Here is a 22,750-nt window from a genome sequence, read left to right as displayed (position 1 = left end):
GTTGACTTTTGGCACGCTGTTGAGTTCTCAAGGAACGGACACTTCCTTCGGACCGCCTTCCAGCGGGCCCTCCGGGCGCTTCGTTCTTTCGTGTTCCCAGCTTACCAGATGTTTTCCGCTCCGTTTCCGGCGCTTCGTTCATCCAAGTCGCTGGCGTCTTCTGCGGCTTGACGCCCCGTCCGACGTTTCAAACTCTAGCCGATCTCCACTCCAAAAAGCGAATCGACCGCAATCCAATAAAACGAACACGCCGAATAGGAACCAAGCCGCGACAAAGCGCGACCCAGCCCGAACCAGGACATGGCATTTCAAGAGGATTGGCCGCCCCGGGACCGTCCGCGCCGATGCGTGTCCGGTGCTCCCTGCCGAGCGACTAGGGAACACTACCCCTGGTCGGCGCCCAAGACAAGTAAGGACCGCGCGGCCACCGCACGGGACCGAACCGGTGGTTCCAGGCCCCCCGGATGCGGGCTCCGCCCCGGCGGTGGAAGGCATCACGGTGCCGGCCGGCGCGGTCGGCTGCCGACCGACCCCCCGAGGAAGCCATGGATGTGGCCAGTACCGTCACGCTCTCCGTCAACGGTGACCAGCACACCGTTGAGGTGGATCACCGCCGCACGCTGCTCGACCTGCTGCGCGAGCGGTTGGCGCTGACGGGGGCGAAGAAGGGATGCGACCACGGACAGTGCGGGGCGTGCACGGTGCTGCTGGACGGGCGGCGGGTGAACAGCTGCCTGGTGCTCGCGGTCGCCCAGGACGGGGCCGCCGTCACCACGGTCGAGGGCCTGGCCGGCGGCGACCGGCCGCACCCCCTCCAGCAGGCGTTCATCGAGTACGACGCGTTCCAGTGCGGCTTCTGCACGCCCGGGCAGCTCTGCTCGGCGGTCGGGATGCTCGCGGAGGCGGCGAAGGGCTGGCCGAGCGCCGTGACGGACCCCGACCCGCAGGCGCCGTCGCCGCTGGACGAGGCGGAGATCCGCGAACGCCTCAGCGGCAACCTCTGCCGGTGCGGCGCCTACCCCGGCATCGTCCGCGCCGTCCGGGAGGTCGCCCCGTGAAGCCCTTCGGCTACCACCGGCCCGCCGACGTCGCCTCGGCCGTGGCGCTGGCCGCGCAGGTCCCAGGAGCCAGGTTCCTCGCCGGCGGCACCAACCTGGTCGACCTGCTCAAGCTCGGTGTGGAGGCACCGGAGCTGCTGGTGGACGTGAGCCGGCTGCCGCTCGGCCTGGTGGAACCGGTCTCCGGCGGCGGTCTGCGGATCGGCGCGACGGTGCCCAACAGCGAGCTGGCCGCGCACCCGCTGGTCCGGCTGCACTATCCCGCGCTGTCCCAGGCCCTGCTGTCGGGGGCGTCCGGGCAACTGCGCAACCTCGCCACCACCGCCGGCAACCTGCTCCAACGCACCCGCTGCCCGTACTTCCAGGACGTCACCAAGCCGTGCAACAAGCGCGTCGCCGGCTCCGGCTGCCCCGCGCGCGAGGGCGTGCACCGGGATCTGGCCGTGCTGGGGGCCTCCGCGGACTGCGTGGCCACCCACCCGTCCGACCTCGCGGTGGCACTGACGGCGCTGGACGCCGAGGTGCGGATGACCGGTCCGACCGGGTCCCGCTGCTGCCCGCTCACCGAGTTCTACCGGCTGCCCGGGGACACCCCCGCCCGCGAGACCGGGCTGCGCCCCGGCGAGCTGATCACCGCGGTCGACCTGCCACCGCCGTGGTCGGGCACCCGCTCGGCCTACCGCAAGGTGCGCGAGCGGGCCTCGTTCGCCTTCGCCACCGTCTCGGTCGCCGCCGTACTCGTGGCGCGCGAGGGGAGGGTGGCACGGGTCGCACTGGCACTCGGCGCCGTGGCGGCGAAGCCCTGGCGGGCGACGGTCGCCGAGCGGGCGATGCTCGGGCAGCCCGCCACCGAGGAGGTCTTCAGGGCCGCGCTGGACGCCGAACTGGCGGCCGCCCGGCCGCTGCGGGACAACGCGTTCAAGGTGCCGCTGGCACGCGAGGTCGCCGTACGGGTCCTCGCCGACCTCACACCGCAGCAGGAGGACCTCGGATGACGGCTCACCAGGACCGCCAGGACCGCCAGGAACACCAGGGTCGCCAGGAGCAGCAGGAGCACGGGGGCACCTCGCTCACCCGGGTGGAGGGGCCCGACAAGGTCACCGGCCGCGCCCGGTACGCGACCGACCACCACCCGGCCGGCACCGCCTACGCCTGGCTCGTCACCGCCTCGCTCGCGCGCGGCGTGGTGGACGCCGTCGAGGACGCCGACGCCCTCGCCGACCCGGCCGTCCTCGCGGTGATCACCCACCGCAACGCCGAGCGGCTGGCCCCGACCGACGACCCGACGCTGGCCGTGCTCCAGTCCGCGCGGATCGCCCATCACGGGCAGCCGGTCGCGCTGGTGGTCGCCGAGACCCCGGAGGCCGCCCGGGCCGGCGCCCGCGCGCTGCGGATCAGCTGCACCCGGGAGCCCCACGACGTCCTGCTGACCGCCGACCACCCGGGCCTCTACACCCCCGAGGAGGCGAACGGCGGCTACCCCGCGGAGCGCGCCAGAGGCGACTTCGACAACGCGTACCGGACGGCCCCGCACCAGGTGGACGCCACCTACCACCTGCCGCCGCTGCACAACCACCCCATGGAGCCGCACGCCGCGACGGCCGCCTGGGACGGCGGCCGGCTCACCGTCCACGACGCCAGCCAGGGCTCCGGCAACAGCCAGGAGAACCTGGCGAAGCTCTTCGGCCTGCGCGCCGAGGACGTCCTGGTGGTCAGTGAGCACGTCGGCGGCGGCTTCGGTTCCAAGGGCACCACCCGGGCGCCCACGGTGCTGGCCGCGCTGGCCTCCCGTGCGGTCGGACGGCCGGTCCAGCTCTGCCTGGCCCGCGCCCAGCTCGCCGACCTGGTCGGGCACCGCTCCCCCACCGTCCAACGGGTCCGGATCGGCGCCGACACCACCGGCCGGATCTCGGCGCTCGCCCACGAGGTGGCCACCCGCAGCTCCACGCTGCGCGAATTCGTCGAGCAGGCCGCCGTCCCCGCCCGGATGATGTACGCCGCACCGCACAGCCGCACCGTCCACCGGGTCGCCCGGCTCGACGTGCCCACCCCCTCCTGGATGCGGGCGCCCGGTGAGTGCCCCGGCATGTTCGCGCTCGAGTCCGCCATGGACGAACTGGCCCTGGCCTGCGACCTCGACCCCGTCGAGCTGCGGATCCGCAACGAACCCGCGTTCGAGCCGGACAGCGGGAAGCCGTTCAGCAGCCGCCGCCTGGTCGAGTGTCTGCGCGAGGGCGCCCGGCGCTTCGGCTGGGCCGACCGCGACCCCCGCCCCGGTGTCCGGCGGGACGGCCGGCTGCTGCTCGGCACGGGTGTGGCGGCCTCGACCTACCCCGTGCTGGTCGGTCCCGCGACCGCGGAGGCGCACGCCCGCCCCGACGGAAGCTTCCTGCTGCGGGTCAATGCCACCGACATCGGCACCGGGGCGCGCACCGCGCTGGTGCGGATCGCCGCCGACGCCCTGCGGGTCGCACCCGGGCGCGTCGAGCTGCGGATCGGCCGCAGCGACCTGCCGAAGGCGCCGCTGGCGGGCGGCTCCTCCGGCACCGCCTCCTGGGGATGGGCCGTGCACCGGGCCTGCGAGGAACTGCGCACGGCACTGGCCGAGCACGGCGGGCGGCCACCCTCCGACGGGCTGACCCGACACGCCGACACCGCCGAGGAGGTGGGGAGCACCGGCCAGGAGTACGCGCGGCACGCCTTCGGCGCGCAGTTCGCCGAGGTCCAGGTCGACCAGGACACCGCCGAGGTACGGGTGCGCCGCCTGCTCGGGGTGTTCGCGGCCGGACGCGTCATCAACCCGCTGGCCGCGCGGAGCCAGCTGACCGGCGCGATGATCATGGGGCTGTCGATGGCCCTGCTGGAGCACAGCACCACCGATCCGTCCTTCGGCGGGCACGTCGAGCGCGACCTGGCCGCCTACCACGTCGCCGCACACGCCGACGTCACCGCCGTCGACGCGCACTGGATCGACGACCCCGACCCCCACCTCAATCCGATGGGCTCCAAGGGGATCGGCGAACTCGGCATCGTGGGCACGGCGGCGGCGATCAGCAACGCCGTGCACCACGCCACCGGCGTCCGGGTCCGCGAACTACCCATCCGCCCCGAGTCCCTGATCGGCCGCTGACCCGACGCCGCCCGGACACCGCCGCCCCCGGCCCGACTTCGCCGTTGGTGGGCGGCCGAGTCGGCGATGCGAAGAACGCCGAAGGGGCGGACGCGCACTGCGCGTCCGCCCCTTCGGCGTTCGTGGTAGCGGGGACAGGATTTGAACCTGCGACCTCTGGGTTATGAGCCCAGCGAGCTACCGAGCTGCTCCACCCCGCGTCGGTAGTACCGACCGTACGGCACCCGGCGGCGATCACCTAATCGGCTTCCCGGCAGCCACTTCCGCAGGGCCGCCCTCGCCGGCCAATCCTTCGCGGGGCCCGGCGGAGGCCGCCAGCGAGACCGACCCCGTTCCGAACTGCTGACCCGGCCCGGAGCCGATCCCCGCTCTGTGCGAGCGGGGGCGCGGGGAGAACAAGCGGTGCCAATCGCTTGGAACCCCACGCCCCCAGCTACCGCTCTACTTGCGGTGCCCCGGGAGGGGATTGCCGGGCTCGTCCAACCAAGCCGCCTGTCCGGCAGGTGACACCGTGAGCCCGTATCGCTCGTAGCCGGGGCGTCCGGCGGCCGTCCACCGGGTGTAGGCGGCCTCCGTCTCGTCCCACAGTTGCCGGGGCCCGGACTGGCGGACCTCGAACCGGGATTCCCCGGGCACGGAGTCGACCGTTGCCCAGGACGTGACGGCCGTGTCGAACAGCCACCACGTCCAGCCGCCGTCACCGAACTCGTTCCGCCGGTAGTACACGTCCGGCAGGGCGAGGGCGCAGGCGAATTGCGCGAGCCAGTCGCCCCCGATGGCTTCGGGGTCGAGGCTCGTCCAGGACTGCCCGGAGTCGCCCGGCCATTCACCCGGCAGGTAGTCGTCCACCGGAGTGCCCTGGTAGCGCTGCTGCCGCAGCATCATGAACGCCGCCGATCGGGTGAACGGACCGCTTGCCGTCCCGTCGCCGCCCACCGTGAGCCGCGCAACCGCCCCGCCGCCCAGCAACGGTGAGACGGGGCTGACGATCACCCCGCCCGGCCGGGTCTGAGCTACCCAGGCGGGCGGGATGTCCCGCAGTGACACGGTGGAGATGATCCGGTCGTACGGGGCGCGTACGCCCCACCCGAGCGCGCCGTCCCCGCACACGACTTCGGGGGTGTAGCCGGTCCGGCGAAGTGCGGTGCGGGCTCGCGCGGTGACCTGCGCGTCCACCTCGACGGTGGACACCGTTTCGGCGCCCAGGCGATGCGCCAGCAACGCCGCGTTGTAGCCGGTGCCCGTCCCGATTTCGAGCACCCGATGCCCGGGGACCGCGTCCAGGTCGGACAGCATCTCGGCCACCATGGTGGGCATGGATGCCGACGACGTGGGAGTACGGTGGTCGCCGTCCCCGGCACCGTCGTCCCACTGCGTGACGATCGGCAGGTCGCTGTAGGCGAGCCGCATCCACCGCTCGGGTTCCTTGGTCCGGCTGCACTCGGTGTCGCCGCCGTCCTCGTCCGCCCAGATGGTGTCGGGGAGGAACTCGTGTCGCGGCACGGCCGCCACGGCCGGAGCCCATTCGGCGGGCAGGGAACCGGCGTCGGTGAGCGCCGCCACCAGTGCGGCCCGCTGCTGTTCGGGGGTCAACTCTTCTTGTGCTTCGGCGCCGGGGTCCGCTGCTGGCCGTCCTTCGAGGGGTTCGGGCCGATGGCCGGCGAGCCGGGCTTGGCGTGCCCGCCGCCCCTGCCGTCGTTCGGTCCACCCTTGTTCTCGTCTCCCATGGTCAGCGTCCCTTCTCGGTTCGGCTTGTAGGGGCGGTGCTGTTCCCGCTGCACCCGAGGGCGCAGCGGGAACCTGCCGTGCGGCAGGGGTAGTACCCCGCCCCGGGCGGGATGGACCTCAATCAACAGCCCGGGACGGGAGTTCGATAGCCGATCCCCCTGCCCTGCGCACAGTGTTCATCGGCTCACTTGTGCTGGGAACGGCTGCTCGGCTGGTCCACGGGTGGGGTCGGGCGGGATGTGCGCGGGGGGCGCCGAGGATGTGGCTGCGGGCCCCACGGGCGAGGAGCGCTTGGTCTGCCGTGGGTATTCCGGCGCGGTTCCAGTGGAAGACGACCATGTGCGCGAGGACGGCGCGCAGCCCGCGGGTGAGTCCTCCGTGGTGTGCGGCGCCGGCGAGGTCGCTGCCCGCGTGGGCGAAGGCGTGGATGCGGTCCGCTGCCGTGTCGAGGAACTGGCCGGGTCCGGTCATGGCGATCGTGTCGCGGCGCCCGATCGACGGGGCGGCCTGTCCGCAGCCGACTGGTACTGGCTTGGCCGGCCCTCTGGATGATGACACCCGGAATGGCCTGGTGACGCGACCACTCGGGGTGGGCGGAAAAGCCTCGTTGTCGCATCTGCACGGCACCGTGGGGGCCGCCGGCCCGGGGGACTCGGGTACGGCCGCCGGACCGCCTTGCAGCCGGTCCGGCGGCAGGTGACCGGGTGGGGCGGTGGTCAGGTGATGGCCATGAAACTGCCGACGTTCACGTCCTCCCGGGCCCCGTCCGGGTCCAGCAGGGAAGAGATCCTCGACCGGCAGTTGCGGTCGGTGAACAGCCGGATGGGGCCGCTGGTGAAGTTCACGATCGTGGTGTCGGGGCCGAGGCCGCGGTGGCACTGGCCGGGCACCGGGTCCGTGACCTCCTCCCGTTCACCCCCGCGATCCATGATCACGACGCCGGGGGCCGCCGAGGCCGTGGAGGGGCTGACCAGGGACAGGGCGAGGACGCCGGCGGTGACCACGACCGCTGCGCGCGGGCTGAAACGCAGGTGCATGAGGGGACTCCCGTGCTGGGTTCGTCAGGGCATCGACGGGAGCCCGGGAACCCCGCGTCGCTCGGCTTCCCGTGACTCCCGATCACCCGTTACCCCGCCCCGGCACTGCCTCCACCGGGCCGTCCGGCGCTTCACCCGAACGGGGTTCGCCCGCGCACCCGGCGACCGGTGCCGGGGGAGCGGGAAGTCGGACGGGCCGACTTCCCGCTCCCCCGGCTGCACACGCTGATCCGAAAGGCAGGACTTAACCGGGGTGGGCGAGGGAGTCGATCCAGGCGCGGATCGCGGCCGCCGTGGTGGCGGCGTCCTCCCGCGCCAGGGAGAGGTGGTCGCCGGGCACCTCGACGCGCTCGTGCGGCAGCGGCCAGGTCGTGCGCCAGGAGTCGCCGTCCGCGCGCGCCGCCATCAGCGGGGTCGGCCGCGCGGCGCCGACGAGGAGGGTCGGGGTGTCCACGGGCTCCGGGCGCCAGTCCAGGAAGAGCCCGGTGTAGGCGCCCATGGCCGCGACGGCGGCGTCCTCGTCGCCGGTGGACCCGTCCGCGCCGAGGCACGGGGCCGGCGGGGCGGCCAGGGCGGTCAGCCAGTCCGTGGAGTGGTTGCCCTGGTGGACGAGATACGTGTCGATCAGCACCTGTCCCAGGGGAGCGGATCCCCCGAGTTCGAGACGTCGGGTCACGGCGTGCGCGACGGCGCCCCCGGCGGAAGCACCGACCAGGACGACGGGCCGGTCGCCGACGTGCCGCAGCACCGTCTCGGCGTGGAGGCGGGCGAGTGTCTCCCGGTCGGCCGGAACGGCGTGCCCCGCGCCGATGCCCGGGTGCGGGAACTCCAGGACCTCCAACTCGCCGTCGAAGCAGGCGTGCAGGGCCGCGAACCCGCCGCCCGGGAGGGCGGGGAACGGGCGGTGGTCGGGGAAGAAGGCCACGACCGGGGAACCGGCGCGGCCCCGGGCCCGGCGCAGCGGCGGCACGGCGTGCTCCGCGGCGTCGTCGGCGCCGAACGTAGCGGCGGCCGAGGACGCCGCGACCACCAGGTGCATCGCGGCCGCCGGCCGGCCCTGCTCGCAGAGAGCGCGGTACAACGCCGCGAGCGTCTGCGCGGGGCGGCCGGTGGGCGGTGCGGGCCGGCTGCTGGGCCGCTCACGCGGTGTGCCGTCGGGCAGGTCCTTGAGCAGGCCATCGGGCAGGTCGTCGGGCAGTCCGTCGGGCAGGTCGTCGAGCAGGTCGAGTACGTGACGGGCGAGGTCCTCGATCGCCGGGTGCTCGAACACGACGGCCGCGGGCAGCCGCAGGCGCAGGGCCGTGCTCAGCCGGCTGCGGAACTGGACGGCCGTCAGGGAGTCGAAGCCGAGCTCGGCCAGGGTCCTGCCGGCGGGGAGGTCCTGCGCGCCGGAGTAGCCGAGTACCGCGGCCACGTCGCCGCGCAGCAGTTCCGTGAGCGCGGCCCCGCGCTCCTCGGCGGGCAGCCCGGCCAGCAGCGTGCGCCACGCTCCGGGCTCCGAGCCCTCCCGGTCCCGGGGGCCCGGGGAAGGTTCGGTCGCGCCGCTCTGCGCCTCGGCGGCGGGCCGGCCGTGGCGCGCCAGGTCGCGCAGCGGCGACGGTAGTTGCCCTGCGGCGGCGCGCAGCGCGGCCCGGTCCAGCAGGACCGGCGCGAGTACGGGGGCTCCCGTCCGCAGTGCCGCGTCGAACAGGGCCAGTCCTTGGGCGGGGGTGAACGCCCGAACCACGTCGTCGGGCCTCGGGTGCCCCACTCCCTCGGTCAACTGGGCTGCCATGCCCGCGTCGTGGCCCCACAAGCCCCACGCCAGCGAGACGGCGGGCAGACCGGCGGCGGCCCGGTGCTGGGCGAGCGCGTCCAGGAACGAGTTCGCCGCGGCGTAGTTGCCCTGGCCCGCCCGGCCCAGCACGCCCGAGACCGAGGAGAACAGGACGAAGGCCGACAGGCTCCGGTCGCGGGTCAACTCGTGCAGGTGCCAGGCCGCGTCCGCCTTCGGCCGCAGGACCGCCGCCAGCCGCTCGGGGGACAGCGCGGCCAGTGCTCCGTCGTCGAGGACCCCGGCGGCGTGCACGACGGCGGTCAGCGGGGGGTCGCACTGCTCGATCAGCTCGGCGAGCCGGGCCCGGTCGGCCACGTCGCACGCGACGATCCTGATCTGCGCGCCCCGCTCCGACAGACTCGCGCGCAGGGCGTCGGCGCCCGGTGCGTGCGGGCCGCGCCGCCCGGTCAGCAGCAGGTGGCGGACCCCGTACGCGTCGACCAGGCGCCCGGCCAGGTCCGCGCCCAGCGCTCCGGTGCCGCCGGTGATCAGCACCGTGCCGTCCGGGTCGAAGGCGCCGGAGCGGCGGGGCGGGGCGCTCTCGGCCGGCCAGGGCTCGGGCAGGTGGGCCGCCGCCTGGGCGGCGACCAGCCGTGGCACCGTCGCCCGCCCGGCGCGCAGGGAGAGTTGGGGCTCGCCGCTGGCGGCCGCCGCGGGCAGCAGGCGCAGGGAGGCGGGATCCTCGTCCACGTCGATCAGGACCACGCACCCCGGCAGCTCCGACTGCGCGGTGCGCACCAGCCCCCAGACCGCGGCTCCCGCCAGGTCCGGCGTGCGTGCGGTGGCGTTCCGCGTCACCACCACGAGCCGCGAGCCTGCGGTGGCCGGATCGTCCTGCCAGTCCTGGAGGACCTTGAGCACCCGCATGGTCAGCAGGTGGACGTCGGCGAGCGGGTCGCGGTCCGTTTCCGATTCCGAGCCGACGGCGGTGACCGCCAGGTGGCGGGGCGGGGCCGCGCCGTCCGTGGGTGAGGAGGGGCCGTTCGTGGGTGAGGACGGGCCGGCGGCGAGGGGGACGAAGGCCCCGAGGTTCAGCTGGTCCGGCCCGAGGACCGTCCAGCCCGCCGACTGCGGTGCCCGGCCGGGCAGTGCGACGGGGAACCAGTCGGGGCGCAGCAGAGCGCGCTGGGCGATGTCCTGCCCGGGATCGCGGTGCCCGACCGGAAGTTCCCTGGTGGAGAGGGAGTTGACGCGAGCCACCAGGCGGCCCGCCGGGTCGGTGAGCGTGATCGAGAACGCGCCGTCCTCCGAGGCGGCGCCTGCCTCGCCGACCGGCGCGATCCGCACCCGGACCGTCGACGCCTCGGCGGCGTGCAGGCACACGCCGCTCCACTGGAACGGCACCCGGGCGCCGCCCGCGTCCGTGCCCGCGTCCGCATCCGGGCCGCTTCCCTGAGCGGACACGGCGAGCATCGAGGCGTGCGCGGCGGCGTCCAGGAGCGCGGGGTGGATGCCGTACCGGCCTGCCTCGGCCGTCCACGGCTCGGGCAACCGGACCTCCGCGAACACCTCCGCACCCCGCCGCCACAGCGCGCGCACGCCGCGGAAGGCGGGCCCGTAGGCCAGACCGCGCTCCGCCGCGGCCTCGTAGGCGCCGGCGGGTTCGATCTCCGCGGCCCCGGGCGGCGGCCACTGCGTCAGGCCGTACCCCTCCGGTGCCGTCCCCGGCTCGGGCGTGCGGGTGAGCAGGCCGGTGGCGTGCGGCGTCCAGGCTGGCTCGGCGGGCTCGGCGGGCTCGGCGGGCTCCACCGGTCGCGCGTGGATCTCGACGGGCCGTCGGCCCGAGTCGTCCACCGCCCCCACCACGACCTGGACCCGCACCCCCGAGGCGGGCAGGGCCAGCGGCCGCAGCATCACGAGCTCCTCCAGCGTGCCGCAGCCGACCGCGTCGCCCGCGCGCACGGCCATCTCGACGAACGCCGCCCCCGGCACGAGCGGCGCCCCACCGACGACGTGGTCGGCGAGCCACGGCTGGGCACTCGCCGACAGCCGGCCGGAGAGCACCGTGTGCCCGGTGCCCGGCACCTCGAACGGCGGGCCGAGCAGCGGATGCTCGCCGGGGCCCGGGCGGGCCCCCGCCCCGGCCGGGCGCTGCGGGTCCAGCCAGTACCTCCGGCGCTGGAAGGCGTAGGTCGGCAGCTCCACGCGTCGCAGCCCGCGTCGCAGCCCGCGCTCCGCGAACACCGCGGGCCAGTCGACGGCGGCGCCGCGCACGTGGAGCCGGGCCACGGCCGCCAGCAGCGTGTCCGGCTCCCGCTCGCCGTCGCGGGCCGCGAAGGCGAACACCGGGCCGCCGCCGCTCTGCGGGGCCGGGCCGCCGTCCTGGACGGCCGGGCACTCCTGCGCGTACGCGGTGAGCACGGGCCGCGGGCCGAGTTCCAGGAAGCCCCCGACACCGTTGGCGCCCAGCCACTCCACGGCCTCGGCGAACCGGACGGGAAGCCGCGCGTGCCGCACCCAGTAGTCCGCGGAGCCCAGTTCTCCGGGCGCCGCCCGAGATCCCGTTACGGTGGAGACCACCGGGATCCGCGGCGGCCGGAACTCCAGCGTCTCGGCGACGCGGCGGAACTCGTCGAGCACCGGGTCCACGAGCGGCGAGTGGAAACCGTGGCCGACCTTGAGCCGCGTGCTGCGGCGGCCGCGGGCCTCGAACCGCGCCGCGACGGCGAGGACCGCGTCCCGCGCGCCGGAGAGCACCACCGCACGCGGTCCGTTGACCGCGGCGATCGCCACGCGGTCGGCCACGTCCGCGAGTTCGGGCAGGACCTCGTGCTCCGCCGCGTCGAGGGCCACCATCGCCCCGCCCTCGGGCAGCGCCCGCATCAGCCGCCCGCGCGCCGCGACCAGGCGTACGGCGTCGGCGAGGTCCAGCACTCCGGCGACGTGCGCGGCCGCCAACTCGCCCACGGAGTGCCCGGCCAGGAAGTCGGCCCGCACGCCCCAGGACTCCACCAGCCGGAAGAGCGCCACCTCGTAGGCGAACAGGGCGGCCTGGGTGAAGTCCGTGCGGTCGAGCAGGGCGTCCGGCGAGTCCGGCTCGGCGCGGATCACCGTGCGCAGCGGCCGGTCGAGTTCGCCGTCCAGCGCGTGGCAGACCTCGTCGAAGGCCTCGGCGAACGCGGGGAACGCCTCCCGTAGCTCCTCGCCCATCCGCGTGCGCTGCGCGCCCTGCCCGGTGAACAGGAAGGCGGTACGGGTGCGCGGGTCGGCCAGGCGCGTCAACGCCCCGGCGCCGGGCGTGCCGTTGCCGGACGTGCCGTTGCCGGACGTGCCGTCGGCGGGCGTGCCGTCGGCGATCGCCCGGAGTCCGGCCAGCATGCGCTCGCGGTCCCCGGCCGGCACCATCGCCCGGTGCGTGAGCGCCGACCGCGACACCGCCAGCGAGAAGCCCACGTCCGCCGGCGAGAGGCCCGGCCGGGCCGCGACGTAGTCGGCCAGCCGTCGCGCCTGGGCCCGCAGGGCCGCCTCGTCAGCCCCGCCGACCAGCCACGGCACTGCCGCTGGCGACACCGGCCCCGCCGACCAGCCACGGCACTGCCGCTGGCGACACCGGCCCCGCCGACCAGCCACGGCACTGCCGCTGGCGACACCGGCCCCGGCGGCGGCGCGGGTTGCTGGCTCGGGGCGCGGTCGGCGGCGGCCGGCTCCTCGATGATCACGTGCGCGTTGGTGCCGCCGATCCCGAAGGCCGACACGCCGGCGCGGCGCGGCCGGCCGACGGGCGCGGGCCACGGCCGGGCGGCGGTCAGCAGCTCGACCCGGCCCGCGGACCAGTCGACGTGCGGGGTGGGAGCTGCCACGTGCAGGGTCCTGGGCAACTCGCCGTGCCGCATGGCCTGGGCCATCTTGATGATCCCGGCGACTCCGGCGGCGGCCTGGGTGTGTCCGAGGTTGGACTTGACGCTGCCCAGCCACAGCGGGGGGTCCTCCGGCCCCCGGCCCCGGCCGTAGCCGGCGAGCAGCGCCCGCGCCTCGACGGGATCACCGAGCGCGGTGCCCGTCCCGTGCGCCTCCACGGCGTCCACCTCGTGCGCGCGCAGCCCGGCGTCCGCCAGCGCCAGCTGGATCAGGCGCTGCTGGGCGCGGCCGTTGGGCGCGGTCAGGCCGTTGGACGCGCCGTCGGAGTTGACGGCGCTGCCGCGCACCACGGCCAGCACCGGGTGTCCGTTGCGGCGCGCGTCGGACAGCCTCTCCAGCAGCAGCACCCCGGCGCCCTCGGCCCAGGCGGTGCCGTCCGCCGTCGCCGAGAACGACTTGCACCGGCCGTCGGGCGCGAGGGCGCGCTGGCGGCTGAACGCGACCAGCGGGTTGGGCGTCGCCATCACCGTGACGCCGCCGGCCAGCGCCAGCGAGCACGCGCCCGAGCGCAGCGCCTGGGCCGCCTGGTGCACGGCGACCAGCGAGGACGAGCACGCCGTGTCGACGGTGATCGCGGGCCCGCGCAGACCGAACACGTAGGAGAGCCGGCCGGAGGCCACGCTGCCGGCCGAGCCCAGGGCGAGGTGGGCCTCCAGTTCGTGCTCGGTGAAGCGGGAGGCGTAATCGCCGTACATCACGCCGAGGAAGACGCCCGTGTCGCTGTCCCGGACGGACGCCGGGTCGATCCCGGCCCGCTCCCACGCCTCCCAGGTGACTTCCAGCAGCAGCCGCTGCTGCGGGTCCATGGCGAGCGCCTCGCGCGGCGAGATGCCGAACAGGCCCGCGTCGAACTCCGCGGCGCTGTGCAGGAATCCGCCACTGCGCGTGTAGCAGGTGCCGATCCGGTCCGGGTCGGGGTCGTAGAGGGTGGCCAGGTCCCAGCCCCGGTCGGTCGGCAGGTCCGAGATCGCGTCCGTGCCCTGCGACACCAACTCCCAGAGCCCTTCGGGGGATTCCACGTCGCCGGGGTAGCGGCAGGCCATGGCGACGATCACCACCGGGTCCCGGTCGTACGGCTCCTCCGGCTCGGCGGTCCGCGGTGCGGTGGCGGGCGCGGGTACGGCGGGTACGGCGGGTACGGCGGGTACGGCGGGTACGGCGGGTACGGCGGGTACGGCGGCGATCAGTTCGGTGTGCAGGTGGCGGGCGACGGCGGCCGGGGTGGGGTGGTCGAAGACCAGCGTCGTCGGCAGGCTCAGCCCGGTCGACGCCGCGAGCCGGTCGATCAGCTCGATGGCGCCGAGCGAGGTCAGCCCGAGGTCCGCGAAGGAACTGTCCACGAACGAGCCGTCCACGAACGAGCGGTCCGCAAACGAGCCGTCCGCGTCGAGCCCGCTCTCCGGCGCGCGGCCGCGGACCCGGACCGTCTCGGCGCACACCCTCGCGCACAGCGCGCGTTCCTGCTCCTCCCGGGGCAGCGACAGCAGCCCGCGGTCCAGGGAGCCGCCGGCCGGCGCCGGCGCCGCAACCGGGTCGCTGAGCACCGCATGGCGGACGATCTTGCCCGACGGCGTGCGCGGGACGGCCGCGATCTCGCGGACCTCGACGGGGACCTTGTGGTCCGCGAGCTGCGAGCGGCAGACGTCGAGCACCAGCCGCGGGTCCAGGCCCTCCGGGCCGGGCACCACGAAGGCGACCGGGACCTCGCCGAGGACGGCGTGCGGCAGGCCCAGGACCACGGCGTCCCGTACCCCGGGACAGCCCCGCAGGACGTGCTCGACCTCCGTGGGGTGGATGTTCTCGCCGCCCCGGATGATCAGTTCGCTGACCCGGCCGGTGAGGACGAGGTGGCCGTGTTCGGCGTGCCGGCCGAGGTCCCCGGTCCGGTACCAGCCCTCGCGCAGCGCGGCGGCCGTCGCTTCCGGCTGGTCGTGGTAGCCCGTCATGAGATTCGGACCGCTGACCCAGATCTCGCCCTCGTCGCCCGCGAGGACGTCGGCGCCGCTGTCCGGATCGACGACCCGGACCTCGACGCCGGGTACCGGCAGTCCGCAGGACCCGTCGATCCGGGGGCCGTTCGGGCGGGTCACCGCGATCGCGCCGCAGGTCTCGGTACTGCCGTAGACGTCGAGCAGCGGCGCGCCGAGCGTCTCCTCCACCGCCCCGCGCAGCTCGGGCGGACACGGCGCGCCCGCCGTGACGCAGAGCCGCAGCCCGGGCCGCGGCGCGGGGAGCGGGGTGTCCCTCGCCGACGCCATCAACCGGTGGTACGTCGTGGGGACGCCGGCCAGGAGGGTGAACGGCCCGCCGAGGACGGCGCTCGGGGTGCGCAGCGTGCGCCAGAGGTCGCCCGGTGTCAGGACCTCGCCGGACGTCGGCAGTTCGCCGGCGATCGCGGTGCTCGCGCCGACGGCCGTGGTGCCCAGGATCGCGAGGGAGTGCCCGAAGCTGTGGAACAGCGGCAGCGGCCACAGCAGCCGGTCCTCGGGAGAGAGCCCGAAGACCGGCGCGTAGCAGGCCGCCACCGACCACAGCGCGCCGCGCTGCGTGGAGAGCACGCCCTTGGGGCGGTGGGTGGTCCCGGAGGTGTAGAGCAGCCAGGCCGGATCGTCGAGCCCCAGGTCGTCGGGGGCCGCGGGCCCGTCCCCGGTCGAGGCCGCAGCCTCGAAGAGGACGGTGCCGTCGGGGGCGTTCGAGGGGACCGGGCCCGCCCCGGTGAGCACGGTGTGCAGGCCGCGGTACGCGGCGCCGAGGCGGTGGAGCTGTGTGAGGTGCGCGGGGTCGGTGATGACGGCCGAGGCGCCGCTGTCCCGCAGGTAGTAGTCGAGTTCGTCGTCGGAGGACCGGGGATTGAGCAGGACACCGACCGCCCCCGCCCGCAGCACGGCGAGGCAACCCTCCACCAGCTCCACGCAGTTGCCCAGGCAGAGCGCCACCCGATCGCCGCGCCGGACCCCCGCCCGCGCGAGCGACCCGGCCAGCCGCCCGGTCCGCCGCTCCAACTCCGCGTAGCTGACACCACGTGAGAAGTCGTGGAACGCGACCCGGTCCCCCGACCGTTCGGCGTGCCTCTTCAGCAGCTCCGGCAGCGGCCTCACCAGATCGTCATGCCGCAGTTCACCACTCACGCCCCGGCTCCGACCTCTCGCCACTCGCGACCCGCTCCCCCGTCGATCTCCTCCGTACCCAGTAGCACGCGGACACAGACCGAGTCGTGCGGACTCGCCGCAGCTGCGCTTGCGGCCGCTGAGGAACTGAGGCGCTTCTGCGAAGCAGCGCCCCGGACGGGGAGGATCGGCAGTGGCCGTCGGACGTCAATGAAATCGGACGCGGACGATGACGGCGTCCTCCGGCAGTTCGCGGAGGTGCCGGTCCGCGAAGTCGAAGTCGGCGTTGGCGACGAGCTCCACCAGCATGTCCGCGTCGACGTAGCGGGCGCGCCGCTTGGCGGTCGCACGGTAGAACGTCTTGAGGACGGCACCCGCGGCGTCCGGCTTGGCGGGGCGCCAGAACCTGCCCGAGGGCGTGAACCAGCCCCGGATCGGCTTGTTCTGATCGACCGTCGTCAGCGCGACGCTTTCACGAGCCGATCAGGTGACGACAGAAACGATCATCGACATAACCCGAATGGGCTAACCCCCGCACGGCGGCGGGCTCTCACATCGGGTCCAATCGGACGCCGAAACTACCGTCGCCGAGGGCGCCGCGCGGGCGGAGGAGTGGCTGCCGGCCACCCGTCCCAGTCCGCCGTCCACGCCCAGCCGGTCGTGGCCGCTGCCGGGCTACCCCGCGACCGGCTCCGGCCGGAAGGCCTGGTCGATGTTCTCCTCGACCCAGGAGCGGAGCGCGTTCAACGGCACCGCGGCGCTCTGGCCGAGGCGGGTGAGGGAGTATTCGACGTGCAGGGGGACGACGGGGTACACGGTGCGGTCGAGGATGCCGAAGTCCTCCAGGCGGCGCAGGGTCTGGGTCAGCACCTTGGGGCTGACGCCCTGGAGGCGGCGCTGGAGTTCGCCGAACCGCTGGGGACCGTCCTCGAGCGCGCCGATGGCGAGGGCGGCCCACTTGTTGGCGAGCAGGTCGAGCAGGATGCGGCAGGGGCACTGGGCGGCGTAGACGTCGTGCTGCGAGTGCTCGCCGCTGGGGCAGGTGGTCGTCATGCTCACTCTCCTCACCAGGACACTTCCCGATGGGAAGTACTAGTCCTTGAAGGTAACCATACCTGCGGGGATAGCGTCGCCGGCATCGAGGAACGGCCGCTGAACGGCCTTCCACACTCTGATGCTTCGGGAGATGACGCATGTCCGCAGACACGATGCGCGCGGTGGTCCAGGACACGTTCGGCGGGCCGGAGGCGCTGCGGGTCGCCGAGGTGACGCGCCCGGTGCCGCTGCCGACGGAGGTGCTGGTACGGGTGCACGCGGCCGGGATCAACCCGGTGGACTGGAAGACCCGCGGCGGCTCCGGCATGGCCGGCCTGCTGGGTGAGCCGCCGTTCACGCTCGGCTGGGACGTGTCCGGCGTGGTCGAGGAGGTCGGCTTCGGCGTGACCACGCTGAAGGCCGGTGACGAGGTGTACGGCATGCCGTGGTTCCCGCGCGCCGCGAACGCCTACGCCGAGTACGTGACCGCCCCGGCCCGGCAGTTCGCCCGCAAGCCGGCCATGCTCGACCACGTGCACGCCGCCGCCGTGCCACTGGCGGCACTGACCGCCTGGCAGGCCGTCGTCGACACGGCCCGGGTGCGGGCCGGCCAGCGGGTGCTGGTCACCGCAGCCGCCGGCGGGGTGGGCCACTTCGCGGTCCAGTTCGCCCGCCACCTGGGCGCCCACGTGGTCGCCACCGCCAGCGCCGCCCGGCACCCCTGGCTCAAGGAGCTCGGCGCCGACGAGGTGATCGACTACACCAGCACCCGCTTCGAGGACGCCACCGCCGGCATCGACGTCGTCATCGACCTGGTGGGCGACGACCACGACCTGACCAGCACCCGTTCCCTGAAGGTCCTGCGCCCCGGCGGCCTGCTGGTCGCCGTCCCGGCCGGCGTCTCCCCCGAGCTGGCCGCGGCCGCCGAGGCGGCCGGCGTGCGGGTCACCCCGTTCCTGGTCGAGCCGGACGGCGCCGCGCTGACGACGATCGCCGCGCTGATCGACGCCGGCGAGGTCGCCGTCGAGGTGGAGCGGGCCTTCCCGCTGGAGCAGGCCGGGGCCGCTCATGCCCGCGGCGAGGCGGGCCGCACCCGCGGCAAGCTCGTCCTCACCACCGGGGTCGGGCCCGGAGCCAACTGACCGCCGATCAGGAACGGACGGGATTCCCCGCTCGCCCCTCCCCCGTCCTCCGCCCTCCCTGTCGCGGGCTCACCTCACCTCACCTCACCGGACTCGCTCGACGCTCCACCTCGGCAGGTACTCGAAGAACGCGACGGCTTCCTCCCGCCACCTGGGGCGCCAGGCCGCGGCTTCCGTGGCGGCCGCGTGCGCGAAGCGCCGCATGTCCGCCCGCATCCGCTCCGGGACGCCGTGGCGGTGGGCGATGTCGCGGATGGCGGCGACGGTCTCCTCGGTGCAGGCTCCGTCGCCGAGTGCGGACTCCACCACGGCCCGCTCGGCGTCGGTGGCCGCCGCGAGGACGGCGCGGACGGTGTAGTTGCGCCGTCCCTCCCGGAGGTCCGTTCCGGTGGGCTTGCCCATGGTCCCCGCGTCGCCGAAGAGGTCCAGGTAGTCGTCGCGCAGCTGCCCGCAGATCCCCACCAGCCGGGCGTAGCGGCGCAGTTCCCCGTCGTGGCGGGCGGGCTGGACGCCTGCGGCGAGCAGTCCCAGCTGGAGCGGGGCGAGGACCGAGTAGCGGGCGGTCTTGTAGTCGGCCACGTCGTGCAGCACCTCCTCGTCCGGGTCCGCGGTGAAGTCCCGCTCCAGGTCGATGATCTGACCGACGAACGTGGCCGTTGCCGCTCGCGTCTGCACCTCGACCATGGCCTGTCGGACCGGGAGCGGGGCCCGGGAATCGAGGAGGACCTGGAGGGACAGCGCGAGTGCGAGGTCGCCGGCGAGGAGGGCGAGCCCGAGCGCGGCCTGCGGCCGGTCGGGGAACCGCCCCCGGTAGGCGTAGTAGGTGGAGGGCCCGCCCCGGCGGGTGGGGCTGTCGTCGATGATGTCGTCGTGGACCAGCCCGTGGGTCTGGAGCAGTTCGATGCTCAGCGCGGCGTCGTCCAACCCCGCCACGGGCTCGGCGGTCACCAGCCGGGCGGCCTCGAAGAGCAGGGCCACCCGCATCCGCTTGCCGCCGCGCAGCGACAGGTCCCGCAGCAGGGCCAGGCAGTCCGGGGTGAACCGGCTGAACGACGGAGCGTCGAAGGCGGCGGCCAGGTCCTGGAAGTACTGCTCGGACAGCGTGCTGAACCGGCGCTCGTACCCGGCGAGACGGGCCCGGATCTGCTCGGAGGGGACGGCGGCGGTATCGGTCACGAAGATGTCTTCCGTTCGGGCGGGGATGCGCGCCCGCGCAGGCGCGGAGGTGCCACGGATCCCGGTGGTGGTCCGTCACCCATGCTGCCCCATCGGCCTTCCGGTCCGAGATACTGGGGAGCATGCAGACGATTTCTCTGGACGCACAGGCCCGTGAGCACCTGGAGCGTGCGGCGGCAGCCTCCTCGGGACGCAGCGCGGCGACCGTCTACACCGGCCACGAGCGCGGACTGCGTCAGACCGTCCTCGCCCTGACCGCCGGCTCGGGCCTCGCCGAGCACGACAACCCCGGCGACGCGACCCTCCTGGTACTGCGCGGACACGTGCGGCTCGTCGAGGGCGACACCAGCTGGGAGGGCCGCGCCGGTGACCTGATCCCCATCCCCGAGGCTCGCCACAGCGTCGAAGCGATCGAGGATTCGGCCGTGCTCCTCACCATCGCCAAGCGCGACTGAAACAGCACACCGGACAGGTGCCGGACAGGGCGCGCCCACCTGCGGACGCGCCCTGTCCGGCACCCGCCCCGTCCGAGGCGGCCGCCCCCGTCACCGCCGTCACGCCTCATCCGCTCTGCGCCCTCAGGAACCCTCGCCCCCCAGCATCAAGTCCGTCCCGCCCAGGAAGGTCAGCCCGGCGGCGTCGTTCGACTCGCTCAACTCGCTCAACTCCCTCAACTCGCCGGGAAGGCGGGTCAGGGCGAGTTGCAGGGCCTGCAACGAGTCCACGCCGAAGATCGCCGTCACGCGGTCGACGACGCCCGGGTGTCCGGTGATCCGGTACGGGCAGTACCAGTCCGGCCCCTCCGGGTCGCGGCGGGGCAGCCCGATTTCCAGCAGCACCGGACTCTGCGTCCCGTCCGGAGCGGTAAAGGCCAGCTCACGATTGGCGATGACCTGGCCAAGCCCGTATTCAGCGCTCACCGCAGCAGTACAACACACCCCCACGGTTCGAAGCGCCGCTCCACCGGAAGGTCGACAAGAGCACTGCCGGGAGCACTGCCGGGAGCACGGTCCTGGCTGGGGGCGGCTCCGGGAGCCGGCTCCCGGGTGCGGTCTCGTCCTGGGTACGGACGAACTCCCCTGCCCCTGAATGGTCCTCTTGATCAAGGCCGGGAATCACCGGCGCCATTCCTCAGAGGGGTTCCTTCGTGAACGAGCATGCACCGCACAGCCGCCTCCCGCGCTCCCGCCGGGGCGGCCGGCACCGGGCGGTGGCGGTCGTGACCGCCGTGGCCGCCGGCGTGATGACGGTCGGAGCGCTGGCACCGACCGCGGCGTTCGCGGGCGGCAAGCCGGACAGCGTCCAGTCGAGCCTGAACGCGCTGGTGAAGGACGACGGCCTGCCCGCCGCACTGGCCGCCGTCAAGGGCCGCGACGGCCGCACCCGCACCTACACCGCCGGCGTCGGCGACCTCGCCACCGGAGCCAAGGTCCCCGCCGACGGGCAGATACGGATCGGCAGCAACACCAAGCCCTTCACCGCCGTCGTCGTCCTCCAGCTCGTCGCCGAGGGAAAGGTCGGCCTGGACTCCCCCGTCGAGACCTACCTGCCCGGCCTGCTGCGCGGCGACGGCATCGACGGACGCAACATCACCGTCCGCCAGCTGCTCCAGCACACCAGCGGCCTGCCCGAGTACGTGGACAAGGGCTCCATCCTCGCCGGTCCGATGCGCTACTACGAACCGCGCGAACTCCTCGACGCGGCCCTGGCCCAGAAGGCCCACTTCGCCCCGGGCACGAGCTGGGAGTACAGCAACACCAACTACCTGCTGGCCGGCCTGATCATCCAGAAGGTCACCGGGCGGCCGCTCGGCGAGGAGATCAACCGGCGCATCGTCGACCGCATCGGCCTGCGCCACACCTACTTCCCCACCCCCGGGGACACGGGCATCCGCGAGGCCCACCCCAAGGGCTACAACCGGGACGCCGACGGCTCGTTCCGCGACTACACCGAACTGGACCCGTCCTGGGGCTGGGCGGCGGGCGCCGTCGTCTCCACCACCACCGATCTCAACTCGTTCTTCGCCGCGCTCCTCGGCGGTCGCCTCCTCCCGGCGGCCCAGCTCGCCGAGATGCGCACCACCGTCCCCGCCGACGGGGTGGGCCCGGGCGTCCGGTACGGGCTGGGCCTGATGAGCCGGCCGCTGTCGTGCGGTGGCCTGTACTGGGGCCACGGCGGGACCATTCCGGGCTACCGGACCGTCGGGGGCGCCACCGATGACGGCCGCGCCACCAGCATCGCGGTGACCATGATCCCAGGTGATGAGGCCGAGCAGCACGCTGAGGCCGCGGTGGACGCGGCCCTGTGCCGCTGACCCTCCCCGATCCGGCCTGAGCTTCCGCACCAGTACGACCCGCGGGTTCTGCGCGCCTCGGCGCGCGCGGAACCCGCGCGCTCGCGTACCCCGCCGATTCCCCTTTCCCGTAGAGGAGTTCTTCCGTGAACGAGCACGTCCCGCACAACCCGTCCCGCCGGATCCGCCGTGGTCGGCACATGGTGGCGGCAGCCGTGGCCGCCGGCGTCGTGGCGGCCGGAGTGCTGGCACCGACCGCGGCGTTCGCGGGCGGCAAGCCGGACAACGTCCAGTCGAGCCTGAACGCGCTGGTGAAGGACGACGGCCTGCCCGCCGCACTGGCCGCCGTCAAGGGCCGCGACGGCCGCACCCGCACCTACACCGCCGGCGTCGGCGACCTCGCCACCGGCGCCAAGGTCCCCGCCGACGGACAGATACGCGCCGGCAGCAACACCAAGACCTTCACCGCCGTCGTCGTCCTCCAGCTCGTCGCCGAGGGAAAGGTCGGCCTGGACTCCCCCGTCGAGACCTACCTGCCCGGCCTGCTGCGCGGCGACGGCATCGACGGACGCAACATCACCGTCCGCCAGCTGCTCCAGCACACCAGCGGCCTGCCCGACTACATGGAAACCCCCGCACTCCCGGACTTCACCACGATCCAGTACCGCTACTTCGAGCCCCGCGACCTCCTCGACGCGGCCCTCGCCCAACAGGCCCGCTTCCCCGCGGGTACCAGCTGGGAGTACAGCAACACCAACTACATCGTCGCCGGACTCCTCGTCCAGAAGGTCACCGGACGGCCCGTCGGCGAGGAGATCACCAAGCGCGTCATCGACCGCATCGGCCTGCGCCACACCTACTTCCCCACCCCCGGGGACACCGGCATCCACGAGGCCCACCCTCACGGCTACTACCGCAGCTCGCCGGACGCGCGGACGATCGACTACACCGAGATGGACTCCTCGGCGGCCTGGGCGGCGGGGGCGATCGTCTCCACCAACACCGACCTCAACTCCTTCTACGCCGCGCTCCTCGGCGGCCGGCTCCTGCCCGCGGCGCAGCTCGCCGAGATGCGCACCACCGTCCCCGCCGAGCTCCTGGGCCCGGGGGTCCGCTACGGGCTGGGCCTGCAGAGCAAGCCGCTCTCCTGCGGCGGCCTCTCCTGGGGCCACGGCGGGACCACCGCGGGCTACCGCTCCCGCAACGGGGTCACCGACGACGGCCGCGCCGCCGCCATCACCGTCACCGCCATCCCGGGCGAGGCCGGCGCGCAGCACATGGCGGACGCCCTGGACGCGGCCCTCTGCCGCTGACCTCCCCACCCCTCGGGGCGCCCCCTGCCTGCGCGGGGGGGGCGGACACCGGACAGA

At 74.3% G+C, this 22,750-nt stretch carries 14 protein-coding genes, 1 tRNA gene and 1 pseudogene; 7 read left to right on the top strand and 9 right to left on the bottom strand.

Annotation, left to right across the window (positions count from 1 at the left end; genetic code table 11):
* Positions 1 to 545: 545 nt before the first annotated feature.
* From ACIO9K_RS21915 to ACIO9K_RS21905, 3 genes are read left to right on the top strand one after another with little or no spacing between them, the layout of a single operon-like run.
* On the top strand, positions 546 to 1,058 hold the full coding sequence (locus tag ACIO9K_RS21915) for a 2Fe-2S iron-sulfur cluster-binding protein (protein WP_363588800.1): 513 nt from the start codon (positions 546 to 548) through the stop codon (positions 1,056 to 1,058).
* Positions 1,055 to 2,053, top strand: coding sequence for a xanthine dehydrogenase family protein subunit M (locus tag ACIO9K_RS21910; protein WP_363624332.1), 999 nt, complete (start codon positions 1,055 to 1,057; stop codon positions 2,051 to 2,053). The genes ACIO9K_RS21915 and ACIO9K_RS21910 overlap by 4 nt, the downstream gene beginning before the upstream one ends.
* A complete protein-coding gene (locus ACIO9K_RS21905) occupies positions 2,050 to 4,188 on the top strand; it encodes a xanthine dehydrogenase family protein molybdopterin-binding subunit (protein WP_400332184.1) in 2,139 nt (712 codons plus the stop codon). Before ACIO9K_RS21910 ends, ACIO9K_RS21905 begins: the two co-directional genes overlap by 4 nt.
* A 123-nt stretch (positions 4,189 to 4,311) precedes the next feature.
* Here ACIO9K_RS21905 and ACIO9K_RS21900 read toward each other — a convergent pair.
* The 7 genes and pseudogenes from ACIO9K_RS21900 to ACIO9K_RS21870 form a co-directional block, all read right to left on the bottom strand.
* Positions 4,312 to 4,388 (bottom strand) — tRNA-Met (locus ACIO9K_RS21900).
* 241 nt (positions 4,389 to 4,629) lie between these two features.
* Entirely contained in the window at positions 4,630 to 5,781 is a 1,152-nt protein-coding gene (locus tag ACIO9K_RS21895; RefSeq protein ID WP_400332181.1) for a methyltransferase domain-containing protein, read from the bottom strand.
* Positions 5,778 to 5,915, bottom strand: a complete 138-nt coding sequence (locus ACIO9K_RS21890; RefSeq protein ID WP_400332178.1) for a hypothetical protein — start codon at positions 5,913 to 5,915, stop codon at positions 5,778 to 5,780. Before ACIO9K_RS21890 ends, ACIO9K_RS21895 begins: the two co-directional genes overlap by 4 nt.
* 717 nt (positions 5,916 to 6,632) lie before the next feature.
* Positions 6,633 to 6,953, bottom strand: a complete 321-nt coding sequence (locus tag ACIO9K_RS21885) for a hypothetical protein (RefSeq protein WP_400332175.1) — start codon at positions 6,951 to 6,953, stop codon at positions 6,633 to 6,635.
* Between the two features lie 244 nt (positions 6,954 to 7,197).
* Positions 7,198 to 12,264, bottom strand: coding sequence for an SDR family NAD(P)-dependent oxidoreductase (locus ACIO9K_RS21880; protein WP_400332172.1), 5,067 nt, complete (start codon positions 12,262 to 12,264; stop codon positions 7,198 to 7,200).
* A gap of 176 nt (positions 12,265 to 12,440) precedes the next feature.
* A pseudogene (locus ACIO9K_RS21875) lies at positions 12,441 to 15,725 on the bottom strand (beta-ketoacyl synthase N-terminal-like domain-containing protein); the annotation flags it as partial.
* A gap of 684 nt (positions 15,726 to 16,409) precedes the next feature.
* On the bottom strand, positions 16,410 to 16,787 hold the full coding sequence (locus ACIO9K_RS21870; RefSeq protein ID WP_363378072.1) for a helix-turn-helix domain-containing protein: 378 nt from the start codon (positions 16,785 to 16,787) through the stop codon (positions 16,410 to 16,412).
* A 140-nt stretch (positions 16,788 to 16,927) separates the two neighbouring features.
* Here ACIO9K_RS21870 and ACIO9K_RS21865 point away from each other — a divergent pair, with 140 nt between their 5' ends.
* Positions 16,928 to 17,911, top strand: a complete 984-nt coding sequence (locus ACIO9K_RS21865; RefSeq protein WP_400332168.1) for an NADP-dependent oxidoreductase — start codon at positions 16,928 to 16,930, stop codon at positions 17,909 to 17,911.
* 84 nt (positions 17,912 to 17,995) lie between these two features.
* On the opposite strand, the gene ACIO9K_RS21860 is transcribed toward ACIO9K_RS21865, so the two are convergent.
* Positions 17,996 to 19,087, bottom strand: a complete 1,092-nt coding sequence (locus tag ACIO9K_RS21860) for a polyprenyl synthetase family protein (protein WP_400332165.1) — start codon at positions 19,085 to 19,087, stop codon at positions 17,996 to 17,998.
* 122 nt (positions 19,088 to 19,209) lie between these two features.
* Between ACIO9K_RS21860 and ACIO9K_RS21855 the strand changes: the two genes are divergently transcribed.
* A complete protein-coding gene (locus ACIO9K_RS21855; protein WP_363624299.1) occupies positions 19,210 to 19,542 on the top strand; it encodes a cupin domain-containing protein in 333 nt (110 codons plus the stop codon).
* A 123-nt stretch (positions 19,543 to 19,665) separates the two neighbouring features.
* Here ACIO9K_RS21855 and ACIO9K_RS21850 read toward each other — a convergent pair whose 3' ends face one another.
* A complete protein-coding gene (locus ACIO9K_RS21850; RefSeq protein ID WP_400332161.1) occupies positions 19,666 to 20,007 on the bottom strand; it encodes a DUF6968 family protein in 342 nt (113 codons plus the stop codon).
* A 227-nt stretch (positions 20,008 to 20,234) separates the two neighbouring features.
* On the opposite strand from ACIO9K_RS21850, the gene ACIO9K_RS21845 reads away from it, so the two are divergent.
* Together ACIO9K_RS21845 and ACIO9K_RS21840 are read left to right on the top strand one after the other, a co-directional pair.
* On the top strand, positions 20,235 to 21,401 hold the full coding sequence (locus ACIO9K_RS21845; protein ID WP_400332158.1) for a serine hydrolase domain-containing protein: 1,167 nt from the start codon (positions 20,235 to 20,237) through the stop codon (positions 21,399 to 21,401).
* Positions 21,402 to 21,526: 125 nt separating this feature from the next.
* A complete protein-coding gene (locus ACIO9K_RS21840) occupies positions 21,527 to 22,693 on the top strand; it encodes a serine hydrolase domain-containing protein (RefSeq protein ID WP_400332155.1) in 1,167 nt (388 codons plus the stop codon).
* The last annotated feature ends 57 nt before the right edge of the window (positions 22,694 to 22,750 follow it).

It is taken from the genome of Kitasatospora sp. NPDC087271, from assembly GCF_044744605.1.
GTDB lineage: Bacteria > Actinomycetota > Actinomycetes > Streptomycetales > Streptomycetaceae > Kitasatospora.
This window is presented reverse-complemented; position numbering and strand designations above follow the sequence as displayed.

Excerpts from the sequence above, each read along its gene's own strand:
- ACIO9K_RS21915 (WP_363588800.1), top strand. The coding sequence starts at position 546 with ATGGATGTGGCCAGTACCGTCACGCTCTCCGTCAACGGTGACCAGCAC.
- ACIO9K_RS21905 (WP_400332184.1), top strand. The coding sequence starts at position 2,050 with ATGACGGCTCACCAGGACCGCCAGGACCGCCAGGAACACCAGGGTCGC.
- ACIO9K_RS21890 (WP_400332178.1), bottom strand. The coding sequence starts at position 5,915 with ATGGGAGACGAGAACAAGGGTGGACCGAACGACGGCAGGGGCGGCGGG.
- ACIO9K_RS21885 (WP_400332175.1), bottom strand. The coding sequence starts at position 6,953 with ATGCACCTGCGTTTCAGCCCGCGCGCAGCGGTCGTGGTCACCGCCGGC.
- ACIO9K_RS21870 (WP_363378072.1), bottom strand. The coding sequence starts at position 16,787 with ATGACGACCACCTGCCCCAGCGGCGAGCACTCGCAGCACGACGTCTAC.
- ACIO9K_RS21865 (WP_400332168.1), top strand. The coding sequence starts at position 16,928 with ATGTCCGCAGACACGATGCGCGCGGTGGTCCAGGACACGTTCGGCGGG.
- ACIO9K_RS21855 (WP_363624299.1), top strand. The coding sequence starts at position 19,210 with ATGCAGACGATTTCTCTGGACGCACAGGCCCGTGAGCACCTGGAGCGT.